Origin of the sequence: Pseudomonas tumuqii (assembly GCF_013184545.1) — a bacterium.
Classification (GTDB): Bacteria; Pseudomonadota; Gammaproteobacteria; order Pseudomonadales; family Pseudomonadaceae; genus Aquipseudomonas; species Aquipseudomonas tumuqii.
The window spans coordinates 261,968-278,317 of the sequence record NZ_JAAOJA010000003.1 but is presented as its reverse complement, the minus strand read 5'-3'; the positions used below and the strand labels follow the sequence as shown (position 1 = coordinate 278,317).

Genomic DNA, 16,350 nt, shown 5'->3' with positions numbered 1-16,350 from the left:
CGGATCAGCTCCAGCGTAATCCGGGAACGCCTCCCGGATTACGTCAAGGCTTATCCAGGCTACATGCTCGGCCCGCAACTGCGGCGCTGCTCATGAGCCCGCCAGAATCAACAACCGTCAGCAGACCTGCCCCGCCAGTAATCACACCTGCAGCAGGCGTTCGCGCAGCTTGTGGATCTCATCACGCAGCTGTGCGGCGGCCTCGAATTCCAGGTCGCGGGCCAGCTGGTACATTTTCTCTTCCAGTTGGCGGATGCGCTTGGCGATTTCGCTCGGCGAACGCAGCTCGTTCTCGTAGCGTGCACTCTCTTCCGCGGCCTGGGCCATGCCCCGGCGCTTCTTGCTGCGCGAGCCCGGCACGGTGGCGCCTTCGAGGATGTCCTGGACGTCCTTGAACACGCCCTTGGGCGTGATGCCGTGGACGGAGTTGAAGGCGATCTGCTTGTTGCGCCGCCGCTCGGTTTCGCCGATGGCGCGCTCCATCGAGCCGGTCATGCGGTCGGCGTAGAGAATCGCCCGGCCGTTGAGGTTACGCGCAGCGCGACCGATGGTCTGGATCAGCGAGCGCTCGCTGCGCAGGAAGCCTTCCTTGTCCGCATCGAGAATCGCCACCAGCGACACTTCCGGCATGTCCAGACCTTCGCGCAGCAGGTTGATGCCGACCAGCACGTCGAAGGTGCCGATGCGCAGGTCACGGATGATCTCGACCCGCTCCACCGTGTCGATATCCGAGTGCAGGTAACGCACCTTGGCGCCATGATCGGCCAGGTAGTCGGTCAAGTCCTCGGCCATGCGCTTGGTCAACGTGGTAACCAGCACCCGCTCGCCCAGTGCCACGCGCTTGTGGATTTCCGAGAGCAGGTCATCGACCTGGGTCAGCGCCGGGCGCACCTCGATCTGCGGGTCGACCAGGCCGGTCGGCCGCACCACCTGCTCGATCACCCGCCCGGCATGTTCGGCCTCGTAGTTGCCCGGCGTGGCCGAGACGAAGATGGTCTGCGGGCTGGCCGCCTCCCACTCCTCGAAGCGCATCGGCCGGTTGTCCAGCGCCGAGGGCAGGCGGAAGCCGTATTCCACCAGGGTTTCCTTGCGCGAGCGGTCGCCCTTGTACATGGCCCCGACCTGCGGCACCGAGACGTGGGACTCGTCGATCACCAGCAGCGCCTCGTCCGGCAGGTAGTCGTAGAGGGTCGGTGGCGGCTCGCCCGGCCCGCGCCCGGACAGATAGCGCGAGTAGTTTTCGATGCCGTTGCAATAGCCCAGCTCGAGAATCATCTCCAGGTCGAAGCGGGTGCGCTGCTCCAGACGCTGCGCCTCGACCAGCTTGTTGCTGCTGCGCAGGTAATCCAGGCGCTCGGCCAACTCGACCTTGATCTTGTCCACCGCCTCCAGCAGCACCTCGCGCGGGGTGACGTAGTGACTCTTGGGGTAGAAGGTGAAACGCGGCAACTTGCGGATCACCTCGCCGGTCAACGGATCGAAAGCCGACAGGCTCTCCACCTCGTCGTCGAACAGTTCGACACGCACCGCTTCCAGCTCCGACTCCGCCGGGAACACATCGATCACGTCGCCGCGCACCCGGAAGCTGGCACGGGCAAAATCCATATCGTTGCGCGTGTACTGCAAGTCGGCCAGGCGGCGCAGCAGTTCACGCTGATCCAGCTTGTCGCCACGATCGACGTGCAGCACCATTTTCAGATAGGACTCGGGGCTACCCAGACCGTAGATGCACGACACCGTGGTGACGATGATCGCATCCGGCCGCTCCAGCAACGCCTTGGTCGCCGACAGGCGCATCTGCTCGATATGGTCGTTGATCGAGGCGTCCTTCTCGATAAAGGTGTCCGAGGACGGCACGTAGGCTTCTGGCTGGTAGTAGTCGTAATAAGAAACAAAATACTCCACCGCGTTGTTCGGGAAGAAACTCTTGAACTCGCCATACAACTGTGCGGCCAGGGTCTTGTTCGGCGCCAGAATCAAGGTTGGACGCTGGACCTGGGCGATCACGTTGGCGATGCTGAAGGTCTTGCCCGAGCCGGTCACGCCGAGCAGGGTCTGGTGCGACAAACCCGCCTCCAAGCCTTCCACCATCTGCCGAATCGCCTCCGGCTGATCGCCGGCAGGCTGAAAACGGGTGACCAGTTGGAACTTGGACATGACTAACCTCGACAAACGACTGTGACGCGATCTGAAAGCGTACGTCAAAACAGCTGAAATGCGTGTACCCGCTGTCGCGACACACGTTATGGGTCGTTATACTACCGGCCCACTTACGCAACCCCTAGCGGGGCGTTGCAGACATTTATCCCTCTTCCTTCGAGCTGCCGCATCCATGAGTCTGTTCTCTGCCGTCGAAATGGCTCCGCGCGACCCCATCCTGGGCCTCAACGAAGCATTCAACGCCGATACCCGCCCCACCAAGGTCAACCTCGGTGTTGGCGTGTACACCAATGAAGATGGGCGAATTCCGCTATTGCGGGCCGTGGCAGAAGCAGAAAATGCGCTGACGGCCACCCATGCGCCCCGTGGCTACCTGCCGATCGAGGGCATCGCCGCTTACGACCAGGCCGTGCAGACCCTGTTGTTCGGCGCCGACTCGGCCCTGATGAAGGAAGGCCGGGTGATTACCGCCCAGGCCCTGGGCGGCACTGGCGCCTTGAAAATCGGTGCGGACTTCCTCAAGCGCTTGCTGCCTGATGCAGCGGTTGCCATCAGCGATCCGAGCTGGGAAAACCACCGCGCACTGTTCGAGGCAGCGGGTTTCCCCGTGCGCAACTACCGCTATTACGATGCCTTCAGCAATGGCGTGAATCGCGGCGGCCTGTTCGAAGACCTGAAGAACCTGCCCGCCCGCTCGATCGTGGTACTGCACGCCTGCTGCCACAACCCGACCGGCGTCGACCTGAGCATGGACGACTGGCAGGCCATTCTCGAGATCCTCCGTGAGCGCGAGCATGTACCCTTCCTCGACATCGCCTATCAGGGCTTTGGCGACGGCATCGAGGAAGACGCCGCGGCCGTGCGCCTGTTCGCCGAATCCGGCTTGACCTTCTTTGTCTCCAGCTCCTTTTCCAAGTCGTTCTCGCTGTATGGCGAGCGGGTCGGCGCGCTGTCCATCGTCACCGGCTCGAAAGATGAAACCAACCGGGTGCTGTCGCAACTCAAGCGGGTGATTCGCACCAACTACTCGAACCCGCCGACCCACGGTGCCAGCGTGGTCGCGGCAGTGCTCAACACTCCCGAACTGCGGGCCATGTGGGAAGCCGAACTGGGCGAAATGCGTGAGCGCATTCGCGCCATGCGCATGGCCATGGTCGAACAACTGGCCGCCCTGGGCGCCAAACGCGACTTCGGCTTCGTCGCCCAGCAACGTGGCATGTTCTCCTACTCGGGTCTCACCACCGAACAGGTGGAACGTCTGAAAAACGAGTTCGGCATCTACGCCGTTGGCACCGGACGTATCTGCGTCGCCGCGCTCAACCAGCGTAATCTGCCGGTCGTTACCCAGGCCATCGCCCAGGTTCTCTGAACCGGCCAGGGGAAGTCCGAGATACTTGACTTCCCCTTCCTAATCAGTAGGATACGCACCGTTGTTCCGCGATAGCTCAGTCGGTAGAGCAAATGACTGTTAATCATTGGGTCCCAGGTTCGAGTCCTGGTCGCGGAGCCAAATTCGAGAACCCGGCCATCCAGCCGGGTTTTTTATTGCCTGCGGACTCTCACCGGGACTGCGTCCCAGGTTATTCGCCAAGGCTCACCCCTCCGGGGCCACGCTGAAGCGCGTTCAGCTGCGCTGTCGAGTCCTGGTCGCGGAGCCAAATTCAAGAGCCTCGTTTAATACCGGGGCTTTTTTGTTTCTGTCGGACTCTCACCTGGGACTGCGTCCCAGGTTATTCGCCCAAGCTCACCCCTCCGGGGCCACGCTGAAGCGCGTTCAGCTGCGCTGTCGAGTCCTGGTCGCGGAGCCAAATTCGAGAACCCGGCCATCCAGCCGGGTTTTTTATTACCTGCGGTTAATCCCGGAGCTTTTTTTGTTTCTGTCGGACTCTCACCTGGGACTGCGTCCCAGGTTATTCGCCCAAGCTCACCCTCCGGGGCCGCGCTGAAGCGCGTTCAGCTGCGCTGTCGAGTCCTGGTCGCGGAGCCAAATTCGAGAACCCGGCCATCCAGCCGGGTTTTTTATTACCTGCGGTTAATCCCGGAGCTTTTTTTGTTTTCAGTGGGCACCAAGCGCAATCCGGGAAGCTCTCCGCTGATTACGCTGGAGCTCATCCCGGCTACGGGACTGCCCTTACCAATCTGCGCAGGGGGCCGACACCGGCTAAACCGCAGAAAACCGTTGCAGCTGCATTTCCCGCAGCCGGCTCAGGGTGCGACGGAACGGGAAAGCCAGGTAACCCTCGGTATATAGCGCCTCCAGTGGCACCTGAGCTTCCAGGTAGAGCGGTATGCGGCGGTCGTAGCATTCATCCACCAGGGCAATGAAGCGCCGCACGCTATCGTCATGCGCCGCCAGCGCGGGCAGTTCGCGGTCGCCGGCCGCCACCCGCTCGATACCATCCTCGGTACCACGGGCGATAGTGCCTGGTTTCTGCTGGCCGCTCAGGGCTGGCACCTCGCTGAGCACTATGACCGAGAAATGATCGCACAGGGCAATGAAATCCAGCGCCGAGACCGGCTGTTCGCACAGATCGGCAAAGCGGCACCAGATCACCGCAGCAGCCTGTTGCACCACGCGAATGGATCGCTGCCCAAGCACAACGGGGCGATCAGATGGCGTCGCGCCCACCGTTAACCGGCGAAAAACCTCCTGCAGCGCACTGGGTCGATCCGGCTCGGCCTGCCAATAGCGCTGATGCTGTATGCCCGGGTGCAGGCGGTGATCCTGCCCGCCATCGACACCGACAACCTGCATGTACCGGTTGATGGCCACTATCGCCGGGAGCAAGCGCTCCCGATTGAAACCGTCGGCATATAGCTGTTCCGGCGCCTGGTTGGATGTGGCAACCAGCACAACGCCCTCCTCGAACATCAGCTGCAACAAGCGCCCGACCAAAATGGCATCGCCAATGTCACTGACGAACAACTCGTCGAAACACAGCACACTGACCTCGGCGCTCAGCTCACGAGCCAAGGCCCGCAAGGGATCGGGAGTGCCGGTCAACTGGAACAGGCGGCGATGCACCCAGCGCATGAAATGATGAAAATGCTGACGGCGCGCGGGCACTCGCAGGCTTTGATAGAACTGATCCATTAGCCAGGTCTTGCCGCGTCCTACCGGCCCCCAGAGATAAACCCCGCTGACTGGCTGCGCACTGTCTCCAGGCCGATGCAACGCCTGATGGCAGTTTTCCAGCGCCCTCACCGCCCGCTGCTGGGCGTCATCCACCTGGAAACCATGGTGGTCAAGGGCATGCTGGTAGATCGCCTGGGGAGACATCGCATTCATCGAAAAGATAACCGTCCGTTGATCCGCACCTGCCGATGCGCACAGGACTGCCGGTGGCCGTCCAGAAAACGCGAACTGTATTGCAGGACCGGCCTGGCGGTCACCCCCAACATGCAAAAAGGCCGGTCATTGACCGGCCTTGATCTTCCAGCGTATCGGTTAATTGATGCTCAGCTTGTCGCGGTTCTTCGCCAGGATGGACTCGCCGATGCCCTTGACCTCAAGCAGCTCATCAACCGAGGTGAAGGCGCCGTGGGCGTCACGGTACGCCACTATCGCCTTGGCCTTGGTCTCGCCGATACCGCTCAGCTCACGCTGCAGCGTGGGAGCATCGGCCGTATTGAGATTGATTTTGCCGACCTCTGCCACTTGCACCGCCGCAGGCTTCGCGGGAGCAGTCTTGGTGGTTTCGGCGGCGGAGACGCTGAGAGCAGCTGCGGTCAGAACGGCACACAGCAGGGAGGAGAGATAGCGCTTATGCATGTTGGAACTCCATTTCAGAAAAGCTCAAGTCAATTGTGAGCAGCGCGGGACATCCATGCGCCGCGCACTTCAAGTTAGCCGCCAGCATCGCCTTGTCAAACTCACCCGCGCATTTTATTGACGATTTCTCGCGGCTGCGTACTGCTCGACAACCATTTAAATTATCAAAAACTATCAACAACATAAAAATGACGCATTTCTTCAATCAGCATGCAGCCGCTAACCTCACAAGTAATCGCTAATACTTCTCATTAGAGGCCAGCCATATTCAAGACCCTAACCTTCACTCTGATGCACTTCTGCATCGCCTTTGCGGTGACCTATGCGCTGACTGGTAGTGTCGCGGCCAGTGGCCTGGTCGCCGCCATCGAGCCTCTGTGCAACTCGGTTGGCTTCTACTTTCACGAGAAGCTCTGGCAACGCCTGGAAAAGCGTTCGAGTCCGACACCAAAATTACCGAAACATGCCTGGTTGCACCATCAGGCTTGAGAGGCTGTGAAAAAACGCTCGCCGCCTGCAGCCGCCTGACGCTCCGAGCAATGACTTCGAGCCGTCTGAAGTGGCCCGATGATGCTGGACACACCTTGCAAGACCCAGGGCCACACCGCATGCTCGCCTGATCAGCAACTCAAGGAGCGACCATGTCCCATTTGCACATCCGCAGTGCCCAGCGTGACGATGTTGCGCTGATCATCGGTTTTATCCGCGAACTGGCCGAGTACGAGAAGCTCAGCGATCAGGTGGTAGCCGACCCGGCACAAATGAGCGAACACCTGTTTGGAGCGCACCCCTTTGCCGAAGTGCTGATCGGCGAAGTCGATGGCACGGCCGCAGGCTTTGCCCTGTTCTTCCACAATTACTCGACCTTTCTCGGCAAACCCGGTATCTATCTCGAAGATCTCTATGTACGCTCCAGCGCCCGCGGGACGGGACTTGGCTCTGCCTTGCTCGGCAAGCTGGCGAGCCTGGCTATAGCGCGCGGCTGCGGACGTCTGGAATGGTCGGTGCTGGACTGGAATGAACCGGCCATCGAGTTCTACAAACGCCTGGGCGCTCAGCCGCTGGATGACTGGACGCAGTATCGCCTGACCGGCCCGGCGCTGCACGACCTGAGTCAAAAATCGGCTTGATCGGCACTCTCCGAAGGTTCGGTTGTCTCACTTCTTTCAACTCGATCAATCAGCCCTCTTTTAAAGGGATTTAATTCATGCCGCTTGTATATCGCCTCGCTGCTCTGCTGTGCGGCATAACCCTCGGTGGGCCACTGTTGGCCGCCGAGATCGACGCGCAAAGCTATGGTTACCCACTGACCAACCCGTTCGAGGCGACCATCGCCACCACGCCGGCCGAACTGCAACCGCAACTGCCGGCCGATGCCGACATTGACCAGCAGGACTACCGGGTCAGGCTGCGCCCGGAGCGCGAGTTCGAACTGCCGGATAACTTCTGGCCGGTGACCAAGATGGGTTATCGCCTGGCCAAGCAGAAAGGCGAGGCACCGCTGATTTTCATCATCGCCGGCACGGGCATGCCTTACGCCAGCAGCACTGCGGAGTACCTGAAGAAACTGTTCTACGGCGCCGGTTACCACGTGGTGCAACTGTCCTCACCGACCAGCTACGACTTCATGACTGCTGCCTCGCGCTTTGCCACACCGGGCCTCACCGGCGAAGATGCCGACGATCTGTACCGAGCAATGCAGGCCGTGCGCGCCCAGCACCCGCGCCTGAAGGTCAGTGCCTTCCACCTGACCGGCTACAGCCTGGGCGCCCTGCAAGCGGCATTCGTCAGTCAGCTCGACGAAACCCGCCGCAGCTTCAACTTCAAACGTGTGCTGCTGCTCAATCCGCCGGTCAACCTCTACACCTCGACCAGCAACCTCGACCGCCTGGTACAAACCCAGGTCGAAGGCATCAACAGCAGCACCACCTTCTATGAGACGGTGCTGGCCAAGCTGACCCGTTATTTCCAGGAAAAGGGTTACGTCGACCTCAACGATGCGATGCTCTTCGACTTCCAGCGCTCCAAGGAGCAACTTTCCGACGAGCAGATGGCCATGCTGATTGGTACGGTGTTCCGCTTCGCCGCTGCCGATATCGCCTTCACCTCAGACCTGATCAACCGGCGCGGCCTGATCACCCCGGCGCGCTACCCGATCAACGACAGCACCAGCCTCACACCATTTTTCAAACGTGCCCTGCAATGCGACTTCGACTGCTACATCACCGAGCAGCTGATCCCGATGTGGCGGGCTCGCCTTGACGGCGGCAGCATCACCCAGATGATCAATCAGGTCAGCCTCTATGCCGTCGAGGACTATCTGAAAGAATCCAGCAAAATCGCCGTAATGCACAACGCCGATGACCTCATCCTCGGTCCTGGCGACCTGGGTTTTCTGCGCCGAACCCTGGGCGATCGCCTGACCGTCTACCCGTTTGGCGGGCACTGCGGCAACCTCAACTACCGCGTCAACAGCGACGCCATGCTGGAGTTCTTCCGTGGTTAAGCCTCCTGCGACAACCCTGCTGCTGACCCTGCTGCTGACCCTGCTAATGACCAGCGGCCTGACTCAGGCCCAGCATCACGCCGATGAAGACGGCTTCAAGCAACCGCTGCAACACCTGCAGTTCAATCCTGGCCTGGATCAGCGCGAGTTCGAACGCTCGACCTTGGGTGCCCTGAATGTCTATGACCCCCTGGAGTCCTGGAACCGGCGCGTCTACCACTTCAACTACCGCTTCGATCAGTGGGTGTTTCTGCCCATAGTCGACGGTTATCGCTATGTCACCCCGACTGTTGTGCAACATGGGGTGAGCAACTTCTTCAGCAACCTCGGCGACGTGCCAAACCTGCTCAACAGCCTGCTGCAGTTGAAAACCAAGCGCACGATGCAGACCACCGCCCGCCTGCTGCTCAACACCACCATCGGTGTGGCCGGGCTGTGGGATCCGGCAAGCCGCATGGGCCTGCCGAAACAGCGCGAAGACTTCGGCCAGACCCTGGGGTTCTACGGCGCACCGGCCGGCCCTTACCTGATGCTGCCACTGCTCGGCCCCTCCAACCTGCGCGACACCGGCGGACTGGTGATGGATTTCAGCGCCAAGAGCCAGGTCAACTGGCTCAACGTGGCCGAAGCCAGCAACAATCATCCGGAAATATTCTTGCTCGAGACGGTCGATCAGCGCTCCACCGTCAACTTCCGTTACGGCCAGCTCAACTCGCCGTTCGAATACGAGAAGATCCGCTACTTCTACAACGAGTCGCGCAAGCTGCTGATTGCCGAATAGAGCGAGCGACCATAGGGCCGCCCCAGAGTCTTAACCTGGCGCGGCTCAGAAGCGGTGGAAATATCGAGTGCCGTCGCGCGAGCGTCTTCTGCTGTTCGCGGCAAGTCCACCGACAATCTAATAAACTGATCATTATGTCGCGAATTTCGCAACCATCAATCTGATTGGTAGGCATAGGATGGGCATATTCCAATTTGAGGAGATGCCCCATGAGCCCACTACGCAGCGTACTCGCCATCCAGCCCGGCCAACCCGCATCCGACGGTGCTGGCGTGCGCCTGAACCGAGTGATTGGCGGCGGCGGGATCGAGCGCTTCGACCCCTTCCTGATGCTCGATGAGTTCGCCTCGGACGATCCGGACGACTATATCGCCGGCTTCCCGCCGCACCCGCACCGCGGTTTCGAGACCATCACCTACATGCTCGAAGGCCGCATGCGTCATGAAGACCACCTGGGCAACGTCGGCCTGCTGCAAAGCGGCGGCGTGCAGTGGATGACCGCCGCCCGCGGCATCATCCACAGCGAGATGCCCGAACAGGAACAAGGGGCCATGCGCGGCTTCCAGCTGTGGCTCAACCTGCCGGCCAAGGACAAGCTCGGCGCCCCCGGCTACCGCGACATTCCCGCCAGCGAGATTCCGCGCCTGACCACGTCCGGCGGCGTCGAGGTGGTGGTGATCGCCGGGCAGTTCGACGATGGCGAACGGCAACAAGGCGGCGCCGTGCAACGCCCGCACACCGAGCCGCAGCTGTTCGACTTGCGCCTGCCGGCCGGCAGCCAGATCGCCCCGCGCCTGCCTGACGGCCATCGCGCCATGCTGTACGTCTACGCAGGCACGCTTGAGTTACCGGGCGCCAGTGCGCAGACGGTGCCCGCCGGACGTCTGGTGCGCTTGTCCGATAGCGGCGAACTGCGCCTGAGCAGCCGCGACGGCGCCAAACTACTGCTGATTGCCGGCAAACCTTTGGGCGAGCCGATCGTGCAATACGGGCCGTTCGTGATGAATACCCGGGAAGAAATCGAGCAGGCGCTGCGTGACTTGCGTGATGGCGTGCTGGCCTGATTGCGGCATATGACCGTAGCCCGGATAAAATCCGGGCTACGCGGAGCGGCGGTCCCTACGACACTGCACACTCGGCCTGACGCAGAGACAGCGTTACGGCGCGTAGCGACGGTACAGGCCCGGCGGCACGCCGCTGCTGTCGGTCGGCTGCCACGGCCCTTGCGGATTGGTCGCCCAACTCCAGCCGCTGCTCCAGCGGTAGTAGGTGCGCTCGCGGTAATACAGATCACGCGCGCCCCACACCACATAGACGCCCAACCCCGCATCCCAGTGGCTTTCCACCCCCGGCGGCGGCGCATAACGCGGGTGTGACTTGCTCACCGGCAATTGGCTGATCGGCGCCGTGCCCTGCACCGCGCAGCCGGCAAGGCTCGACAAGCCGATGGCCAGGCCAATCGCTAGCCATCTGTTCATTGCGCCTGGCCGTCCGCCGTGTCGATGGTCAGCTGTTGCGGCTCGGTGGTGCTGCTGGCCAACGGCTGGCTACGACCGATCCATTCGCCGGCGGTGGCATTGCCGCTGCGCGAAATACGCGCCACCAGCTGCACCTGGGCGAACCCGGAAATTTTCAGTTGCGGCATCATCGCGTCGCTGTCCGACAGGCTGACCTCGGCCGGCAGATCGGCCACGGTCAGGCGCTTGACCGCCAGCGGCATCGGCGGACCGGAGGCGGCACGGGCGAAGACGAACACGCTGTCGCCCGGCTCTACCTTGTCTTTCAATGCCGCCGCCAGGTCGACCTTGACCCTCAGTTGCCCGCTTGCGGCGGCAGCCGGCGGCGCATCCGACGGCCCAGCCAGGCGTTCGCGGGCACGGGCGATGCCGCCCTGGATGGCCTGGCGTGAGGGATCCTGCTCGGGCAATACGGCGACCAGACGCTCCCAGAAGCCAATGGCCTCCTCGAAACGCTCTTCTTCATAGGCGGCGATGCCGAGCAGGCCGAGGCTGGTGACTTCCGCCGGGTCGGCCTTCAACGCCTCATCGGTCAGCGCCTGCAGCTGCTCGGTCCATTGTTTGTCGCCGGCGAAATACAACGCCTGGGCCCACTGGCCGAGCAACTCCGGCTCGCGTCCGCCGGTGTCCACCGCGCGCTCGAAGGCAGTGGCAGCGTCGGCGGCACGGTCCTGGGCCATGTAGGTACGGCCGAGGAAGTACCAGCCTTCGGCGGACTTCGGATCAGCCTTCACCGACGCCTCCAGGCGCGCGGTCATCGCCTCGATGGTCTGCGGCTGCTCGGCGAAGGTTCGCGCGCGCTCGACGTCGTCGATCGCGCCCCAGTACAGGTACAGACCGTAACCCAGCAGCGGCATCAGCAAGGCGGCGGTCAGCGGCACCTTGCTGCCGAGCACACCGACCCTGGCCTTGCTCTCGGCACCGTCGGTGTCGGCCAACAGTTCGCGGGCCGCTTCATCGCGACCGTTTTGCCATTGCTCCTCGCTGAGCGTGCCGGCCTGACGCTGATTTTCCAGCTCCTGCAGGCGCTCCTGATAGAGGGTGACATTCAATGCGGTGCGGTCTTCTTCGGCCTGGGCCTTGCGGCCGCGCAGGACCGGTATCAGCAGAAAACCCAGGGCAGCCAGCAACAGCAGGCCGGCGGACAGCCAGAATTCGATCATCAGTCTTTCTTATCCTGAGGCGTTTGATGGGTAGGCCTTTGGCTGAGCAGAGCAGCCAGGCGTTGCTGCTCATCGGCGGAAAGGCCGCTCGATCCCGCGGACTTCTTGCCCCGACGACGCAGTACCACCACGCCGAGCAGCACGAAGCCGCCGACCAACAGACCGGCCGGCCCGTACCAGAGCAACAGGGTGCGCGCCGTGACCGGCGGTTTGTAGAGGACGAAATCACCGTAACGCGACACCAGGAAATCGATGATCTGCTCGTTGCTCTGGCCCTCCTCCAGCATGCGATAGACTTGCGCACGCAGGTCCATGGCGATCGGCGCATCGGAATCGGCGATGTTCTGGTTCTGGCACTTGGGGCAACGCAGTTCCTCGATCAGGCTGCGATAACGCTGGCGCTCCGCCTCATCGGCGAACTCGTAGGTGTCGATGGCCGCCTGGGCGGTGCCGAGCAGGGCCAGACCGAGCACGGCGGCACTGAGCAAACGCTTCATGGGCTGACCTCGTCGACCAGTTCTTGATAGAGCGGCGCCAGCTGTTCGCGCCAGACCCGCTCGTCGATCACGCCGACGAACTTGTGGCGGATGATGCCTTCCTTGTCGACCAGGAAGGTCTCGGGCGCGCCGTACACTCCCAGATCCAGGCCCAGCGAGCCGCGCGCATCGTTGATATTGAGCTGGTAGGGGTCGTGGAATTCGACCAGCCACTTCTGCGCCGCGGCGTTGTCATCCTTGTAATTGACTCCATGGATGGTCACACCCTGCTGCGCCAGCTTGTTCAATACCGGGTGCTCGACCCGGCACGCCACGCACCAGGTGGCCCAGACATTGACCAGCGCCGGCTGGCCCTTGAGGTCGGCCTGACTGATGGTTTGACCGCCCTCTACCGCCGGCAGGGAAAACGCCGGGAATGGCTTGCCGATCAACGCCGAAGGCAACTCGGAGGGATTGAGAAACAGGCCGCGGTAGAGAAACAGCGCCACACCGAGAAAGATCGCCAACGGCAACAACAGGATCAGCCGCTTCATGTTTGCGCCCCCGCCATACCGAGGGCTTCACGCACGCGGGTGGTGACCTTCATCCGGTAGCGCTTGTCGGACGCCGAGAGGAAGCCACCCAGGCCCATCAGCAAGGCGCCGAACCAGATCCAGCGCACGAACGGTTTGATGTGCACGCGCACGGCCCAGGCGCCGCCGCCCAGCGGCTCGCCCAGCGCCACGAACAGGTCGCGGGTAAGGCCGGCGTCGATTCCGGCCTCGGTCATCACCGACTGCTGCACGGTATACAGGCGCTTCTCCGGGTGCAGCACGCTGATCTGCTGGCCATCTTCGAGAATCCGCACGGTGCCTTTGTCCGAGGTGAAATTCGGCCCTTCGAAGTGTTCGGCACCCTCGAAGATGAACTGGTAACCGCCCATCTCCACCGAGTCGCCTGGCGCCATGCGCATGTCGCGCTCGAAGCTGCCCATGCTGGTCAGGATGACCCCGAGGGCGCACACGGCCAGGCCGAGGTGCGCCGTCTGCATGCCCCAGTAGCTGCGGCCCAGACTCGGCAAACCCTTGAGCAGGCCCTTGTGGCGGGTCTTGTCATGAATGTCGCGCACCCCGGCCAACACCACCCAACTGGCCAGCAGGCAGACGCCCAGCACCGCCCAGCTGAAGTCACCGAGCAACACGCTCGCCAGCGCGGCCAATGCCACGCTGCCGATCAGCACCGGGGCCAGCATGCCCAGCAGCCAGCGCAGCGGCGTGTCCTTCCAGCGCACCAGCACGCCGATCGCGATCATCGCCATCAGCAGGCCCATCAGCGGCACGAACAGCGCGTTGAAGTACGGCGGGCCGACCGAAAGCTTGGCCCCGGTCATGGCATCCAGCACCAGCGGATAGAGGGTGCCGAGCAGAATCATCGCGGCCGCCACCACCAGGATCAGGTTATTCACGAACAGCAGGGTCTCGCGCGACCACAGGGCGAACCCGACCTGACTCTTGACCACCGGCGCGCGGATGGCGAACAGGGTCAGCGAACCACCGACCACGATTAACAGGAAGGCCAGGATGAACACGCCACGCGCAGGGTCGGTGGCAAACGCATGCACCGAGGTCAGCACCCCGGAACGGACCAGGAAGGTGCCGAGCAGACTCAGGGAGAAGGCGGCAATCGCCAGCAGCACGGTCCAGCTCTTGAACACGCCGCGCTTCTCGGTCACCGCCAGGGAGTGGATCAGCGCGGTGCCGACCAGCCAGGGCATGAAGGAGGCGTTCTCTACCGGATCCCAGAACCACCAGCCGCCCCAGCCGAGTTCGTAATAGGCCCACCAGGAGCCCAGGGCGATGCCGATGCCGAGGAAGGCCCAGGCGACTATGGTCCAGGGTCGCGACCAGCGCGCCCAGGCCGCATCCAGCTTGCCGCCGAGCAAGGCGGCGATGGCGAAGGCGAAGGCCACCGAGAAGCCGACGTAGCCCATGTAGAGCATCGGCGGATGGATGATCAGGCCGAAATCCTGCAGCAACGGATTGAGGTCACGGCCGTCCAGCGGGGTATTCGGCAGCAAGCGCTCGAACGGATTGGAGGTGACGATCAGGAACAGCAGGAAGCCGACACTGATCATGCCCATCACCCCGAGCACGCGGGCGAGCATCTCCTCGGGCAACTGGCGGGAGAAGATCGACACGGCGAAGGTCCAGCCGCCGAGGATCAGCGCCCAGAGCAGCAGCGAGCCTTCATGGGCGCCCCACACCGCACTGAACTTGTAGTACCAGGGCAGCGCGCTGTTGGAATTGTGGGCCACATAGGCGACGGAAAAATCGTCGACCATGAAGGCGTAGGTCAGGCACAGGAAGGCGAAGACCAGGAAGGCGAACTGGCCCCAGGCCGCAGGAACGGCCAGGCTCATCCACTGCCGATCGCCGCGCCAGGCGCCGATAATCGGCAGACTGGCCTGCACCAGGGTCAGGCACAGAGCCAGGATCATCGCCAGGTGACCGAGTTCGGGAATCATTGCGCCCCCCCTTGGGTGGCCGCGTCATGCTTTTGCTTCATTGCGCTTTGCTCCAATGCCTGCATGACTTCCGGCGGCATGTAGTTTTCATCGTGCTTGGCCAGCACCTGGTCGGCGATCAACACGCCATCGGCATTGACCTTGCCCATGGCCACGATGCCCTGGCCTTCGCGGAACAGATCCGGAAGGATACCGCGGTAGCGAATGGTCACGCTGGCCGCCCCGTCGGTCACCACGAAGTCGGTATCCAGAGTGTCGCTGGAGCGCTTGACCGAGCCCACTTCGACCAACCCGCCGGCACGGATACGCGTGTCTTGCGGCGCCTCGCCGCTGGCGATCTGGGTCGGGGTATAGAACAGGTTGATGTTCTGTTGCAGCGCACTCAGGGCCAAGGCCACGGCGATGCCCACGCCGGCGAGGATCGCCAGGATGATCAACAGGCGCTTCTTGCGAACAGGGTTCATTGCGACTCCTCCCGGCGCAAACGACGCGCCTCGTCTTGCAGGTAACGGCGGCGCGCCAGCAGCGGCAGCACGACATTCAGCGCCAGCACGGCCAGGCTGATGGCAAAGGACGACCAGACGTAGGCCCCATGGGTGCCCATGGCGAGAAACTCGGCGAACGAGGTGAAACTCATAGGCTTTTCTCCACGTGCGTTTTGACCTCGGCCTTGGCCCAACTGCTGCGCGCCTCGCGTTTGAGCACCTCGAGGCGCATGCGCAGCAACAAGACGGCGCCGAAGAAACAGTAGAAGCCGAGCACCATGATCAGCAGGGGCAACCACATTTCCAGCGGCATGGCCGGTTTCTCGATGACGCTGAAGGTGGCGGGCTGGTGCAGGGTGTTCCACCACTCCACCGAATATTTGATGATCGGAATGTTGATCACCCCGACGATGGCCAGCACCGCGCAGGCCTTGGCCGCACTGTCGCGATTACTGATGGCCTGACCGAGGGCGATCACGCCGAAATACAGGAACAGCAGGATCAGCATCGAGGTCAGGCGCGCATCCCAGACCCAGTAGGTGCCCCAGGTCGGCTTGCCCCAGATGGCCCCGGTCACCAGGGCGATCACGGTCATCCAGGCACCAATGGGCGCGGCCTGCTGCACCGCGACATCGGCGAGTTTCATTTTCCATACCAGGCCGACCACACCGGCCACCGCCAGCATGACGTACACCGACTGGGCAAGAAACGCTGCCGGCACATGGATATAGATGATGCGGAAGCTGTTGCCCTGCTGGTAGTCCGGCGGCGCAAAGGCCAGGCTCCAGACCAGCCCCACCGCCAGCAACAAGGCAGCAGCCGCACTCAGCCAGGGCAGCCAGCGCCCGCTGATTTCATAAAACCACTTGGGCGAGCCCAGCTTGTGAAACCACGTCCAGTTCATCAGATTACTCATCATTCTCCGAGGTAATGGCCGCACAGGCCGTCCTCGGTAGCACGGTTGTA

17 protein-coding genes and 1 tRNA gene are annotated in these 16,350 nt (G+C 62.4%); 7 read left to right on the top strand and 11 right to left on the bottom strand.

Going from position 1 to position 16,350, the window contains the following annotated elements; genetic code table 11:
- Positions 1 to 141: 141 nt before the first annotated feature.
- Positions 142 to 2,157 (bottom strand): excinuclease ABC subunit UvrB, encoded by a 2,016-nt coding sequence (gene uvrB / locus G9C89_RS07805; RefSeq protein WP_172147103.1) that lies wholly within the window; start codon positions 2,155 to 2,157, stop codon positions 142 to 144.
- 175 nt (positions 2,158 to 2,332) lie between these two features.
- Between uvrB and G9C89_RS07800 the strand changes: the two genes are divergently transcribed.
- Together G9C89_RS07800 and G9C89_RS07795 are read left to right on the top strand one after the other, a co-directional pair.
- Positions 2,333 to 3,529: an amino acid aminotransferase gene (locus G9C89_RS07800; RefSeq protein ID WP_172147102.1), complete on the top strand. Its 1,197-nt coding sequence runs from the start codon at positions 2,333 to 2,335 to the stop codon at positions 3,527 to 3,529.
- Positions 3,530 to 3,594: 65 nt separating this feature from the next.
- Positions 3,595 to 3,670 (top strand) — tRNA-Asn (locus tag G9C89_RS07795).
- A 651-nt stretch (positions 3,671 to 4,321) separates the two neighbouring features.
- Here the strand turns inward: G9C89_RS07795 and zapE are convergent.
- Positions 4,322 to 5,449 carry a cell division protein ZapE gene (gene zapE, locus G9C89_RS07790; RefSeq protein ID WP_172147101.1) on the bottom strand — a complete coding sequence of 376 codons (1,128 nt, stop codon included), beginning with the start codon at positions 5,447 to 5,449 and terminating at the stop codon, positions 4,322 to 4,324.
- Between the two features lie 159 nt (positions 5,450 to 5,608).
- Positions 5,609 to 5,932, bottom strand: coding sequence for a ComEA family DNA-binding protein (locus G9C89_RS07785; protein WP_172147100.1), 324 nt, complete (start codon positions 5,930 to 5,932; stop codon positions 5,609 to 5,611).
- A 264-nt stretch (positions 5,933 to 6,196) separates the two neighbouring features.
- Here G9C89_RS07785 and G9C89_RS07780 point away from each other — a divergent pair, with 264 nt between their 5' ends.
- The 5 genes from G9C89_RS07780 (at position 6,197) to G9C89_RS07760 (ending at position 10,283) form a co-directional block, all read left to right on the top strand.
- On the top strand, positions 6,197 to 6,421 hold the full coding sequence (locus tag G9C89_RS07780; protein ID WP_172147522.1) for a DUF2061 domain-containing protein: 225 nt from the start codon (positions 6,197 to 6,199) through the stop codon (positions 6,419 to 6,421).
- 152 nt (positions 6,422 to 6,573) lie between these two features.
- The gene (locus tag G9C89_RS07775) at positions 6,574 to 7,062 is read left to right on the top strand and encodes a GNAT family N-acetyltransferase (protein WP_172147099.1); all 489 of its coding nucleotides are present in this window, start codon (positions 6,574 to 6,576) and stop codon (positions 7,060 to 7,062) included.
- Between the two features lie 77 nt (positions 7,063 to 7,139).
- Positions 7,140 to 8,438: a serine/threonine protein kinase gene (locus G9C89_RS07770; protein ID WP_172147097.1), complete on the top strand. Its 1,299-nt coding sequence runs from the start codon at positions 7,140 to 7,142 to the stop codon at positions 8,436 to 8,438.
- A gap of 46 nt (positions 8,439 to 8,484) precedes the next feature.
- Positions 8,485 to 9,219, top strand: a complete 735-nt coding sequence (locus G9C89_RS07765) for an MlaA family lipoprotein (protein WP_172147521.1) — start codon at positions 8,485 to 8,487, stop codon at positions 9,217 to 9,219.
- Positions 9,220 to 9,428: 209 nt separating this feature from the next.
- Positions 9,429 to 10,283: a pirin family protein gene (locus tag G9C89_RS07760; RefSeq protein ID WP_172147095.1), complete on the top strand. Its 855-nt coding sequence runs from the start codon at positions 9,429 to 9,431 to the stop codon at positions 10,281 to 10,283.
- 93 nt (positions 10,284 to 10,376) lie between these two features.
- Here G9C89_RS07760 and G9C89_RS07755 read toward each other — a convergent pair whose 3' ends face one another.
- From G9C89_RS07755 to G9C89_RS07720, 8 genes are read right to left on the bottom strand one after another with little or no spacing between them, the layout of a single operon-like run.
- Entirely contained in the window at positions 10,377 to 10,697 is a 321-nt protein-coding gene (locus G9C89_RS07755; RefSeq protein ID WP_172147093.1) for a hypothetical protein, read from the bottom strand.
- Complete coding sequence (gene ccmI, locus G9C89_RS07750) at positions 10,694 to 11,899, bottom strand: c-type cytochrome biogenesis protein CcmI (RefSeq protein ID WP_172147091.1); 1,206 nt, start codon at positions 11,897 to 11,899, stop codon at positions 10,694 to 10,696. The genes G9C89_RS07755 and ccmI overlap by 4 nt, the downstream gene beginning before the upstream one ends.
- Entirely contained in the window at positions 11,899 to 12,396 is a 498-nt protein-coding gene (locus tag G9C89_RS07745) for a cytochrome c-type biogenesis protein (protein WP_172147088.1), read from the bottom strand. The genes ccmI and G9C89_RS07745 overlap by 1 nt, the downstream gene beginning before the upstream one ends.
- Positions 12,393 to 12,929, bottom strand: a complete 537-nt coding sequence (locus G9C89_RS07740; protein ID WP_172147085.1) for a DsbE family thiol:disulfide interchange protein — start codon at positions 12,927 to 12,929, stop codon at positions 12,393 to 12,395. The genes G9C89_RS07745 and G9C89_RS07740 overlap by 4 nt, the downstream gene beginning before the upstream one ends.
- Positions 12,926 to 14,899 carry a heme lyase CcmF/NrfE family subunit gene (locus G9C89_RS07735; protein ID WP_172147082.1) on the bottom strand — a complete coding sequence of 658 codons (1,974 nt, stop codon included), beginning with the start codon at positions 14,897 to 14,899 and terminating at the stop codon, positions 12,926 to 12,928. The genes G9C89_RS07740 and G9C89_RS07735 overlap by 4 nt, the downstream gene beginning before the upstream one ends.
- The gene (ccmE, locus tag G9C89_RS07730) at positions 14,896 to 15,363 is read right to left on the bottom strand and encodes a cytochrome c maturation protein CcmE (protein ID WP_172147080.1); all 468 of its coding nucleotides are present in this window, start codon (positions 15,361 to 15,363) and stop codon (positions 14,896 to 14,898) included. The genes G9C89_RS07735 and ccmE overlap by 4 nt, the downstream gene beginning before the upstream one ends.
- The gene (gene ccmD, locus G9C89_RS07725; protein WP_172147078.1) at positions 15,360 to 15,536 is read right to left on the bottom strand and encodes a heme exporter protein CcmD; all 177 of its coding nucleotides are present in this window, start codon (positions 15,534 to 15,536) and stop codon (positions 15,360 to 15,362) included. The genes ccmE and ccmD overlap by 4 nt, the downstream gene beginning before the upstream one ends.
- Positions 15,533 to 16,291, bottom strand: a complete 759-nt coding sequence (locus G9C89_RS07720) for a heme ABC transporter permease (protein WP_172147520.1) — start codon at positions 16,289 to 16,291, stop codon at positions 15,533 to 15,535. The genes ccmD and G9C89_RS07720 overlap by 4 nt, the downstream gene beginning before the upstream one ends.
- Positions 16,292 to 16,350: the final 59 nt, after the last annotated feature.

Bases quoted from the DNA above. Each gene is read 5' to 3' on its own strand.
- G9C89_RS07800 (WP_172147102.1), top strand. From the start codon at position 2,333: ATGAGTCTGTTCTCTGCCGTCGAAATGGCTCCGCGCGACCCCATCCTG.
- G9C89_RS07735 (WP_172147082.1), bottom strand. From the start codon at position 14,899: ATGATTCCCGAACTCGGTCACCTGGCGATGATCCTGGCTCTGTGCCTG.
- uvrB (WP_172147103.1), bottom strand. From the start codon at position 2,157: ATGTCCAAGTTCCAACTGGTCACCCGTTTTCAGCCTGCCGGCGATCAG.
- ccmD (WP_172147078.1), bottom strand. From the start codon at position 15,536: ATGAGTTTCACCTCGTTCGCCGAGTTTCTCGCCATGGGCACCCATGGG.
- G9C89_RS07765 (WP_172147521.1), top strand. From the start codon at position 8,485: ATGACCAGCGGCCTGACTCAGGCCCAGCATCACGCCGATGAAGACGGC.
- zapE (WP_172147101.1), bottom strand. From the start codon at position 5,449: ATGAATGCGATGTCTCCCCAGGCGATCTACCAGCATGCCCTTGACCAC.
- G9C89_RS07745 (WP_172147088.1), bottom strand. From the start codon at position 12,396: ATGAAGCGTTTGCTCAGTGCCGCCGTGCTCGGTCTGGCCCTGCTCGGC.
- G9C89_RS07760 (WP_172147095.1), top strand. From the start codon at position 9,429: ATGAGCCCACTACGCAGCGTACTCGCCATCCAGCCCGGCCAACCCGCA.
- ccmE (WP_172147080.1), bottom strand. From the start codon at position 15,363: ATGAACCCTGTTCGCAAGAAGCGCCTGTTGATCATCCTGGCGATCCTC.
- G9C89_RS07740 (WP_172147085.1), bottom strand. From the start codon at position 12,929: ATGAAGCGGCTGATCCTGTTGTTGCCGTTGGCGATCTTTCTCGGTGTG.
- G9C89_RS07775 (WP_172147099.1), top strand. From the start codon at position 6,574: ATGTCCCATTTGCACATCCGCAGTGCCCAGCGTGACGATGTTGCGCTG.
- G9C89_RS07770 (WP_172147097.1), top strand. From the start codon at position 7,140: ATGCCGCTTGTATATCGCCTCGCTGCTCTGCTGTGCGGCATAACCCTC.
- ccmI (WP_172147091.1), bottom strand. From the start codon at position 11,899: ATGATCGAATTCTGGCTGTCCGCCGGCCTGCTGTTGCTGGCTGCCCTG.
- G9C89_RS07755 (WP_172147093.1), bottom strand. From the start codon at position 10,697: ATGAACAGATGGCTAGCGATTGGCCTGGCCATCGGCTTGTCGAGCCTT.
- G9C89_RS07785 (WP_172147100.1), bottom strand. From the start codon at position 5,932: ATGCATAAGCGCTATCTCTCCTCCCTGCTGTGTGCCGTTCTGACCGCA.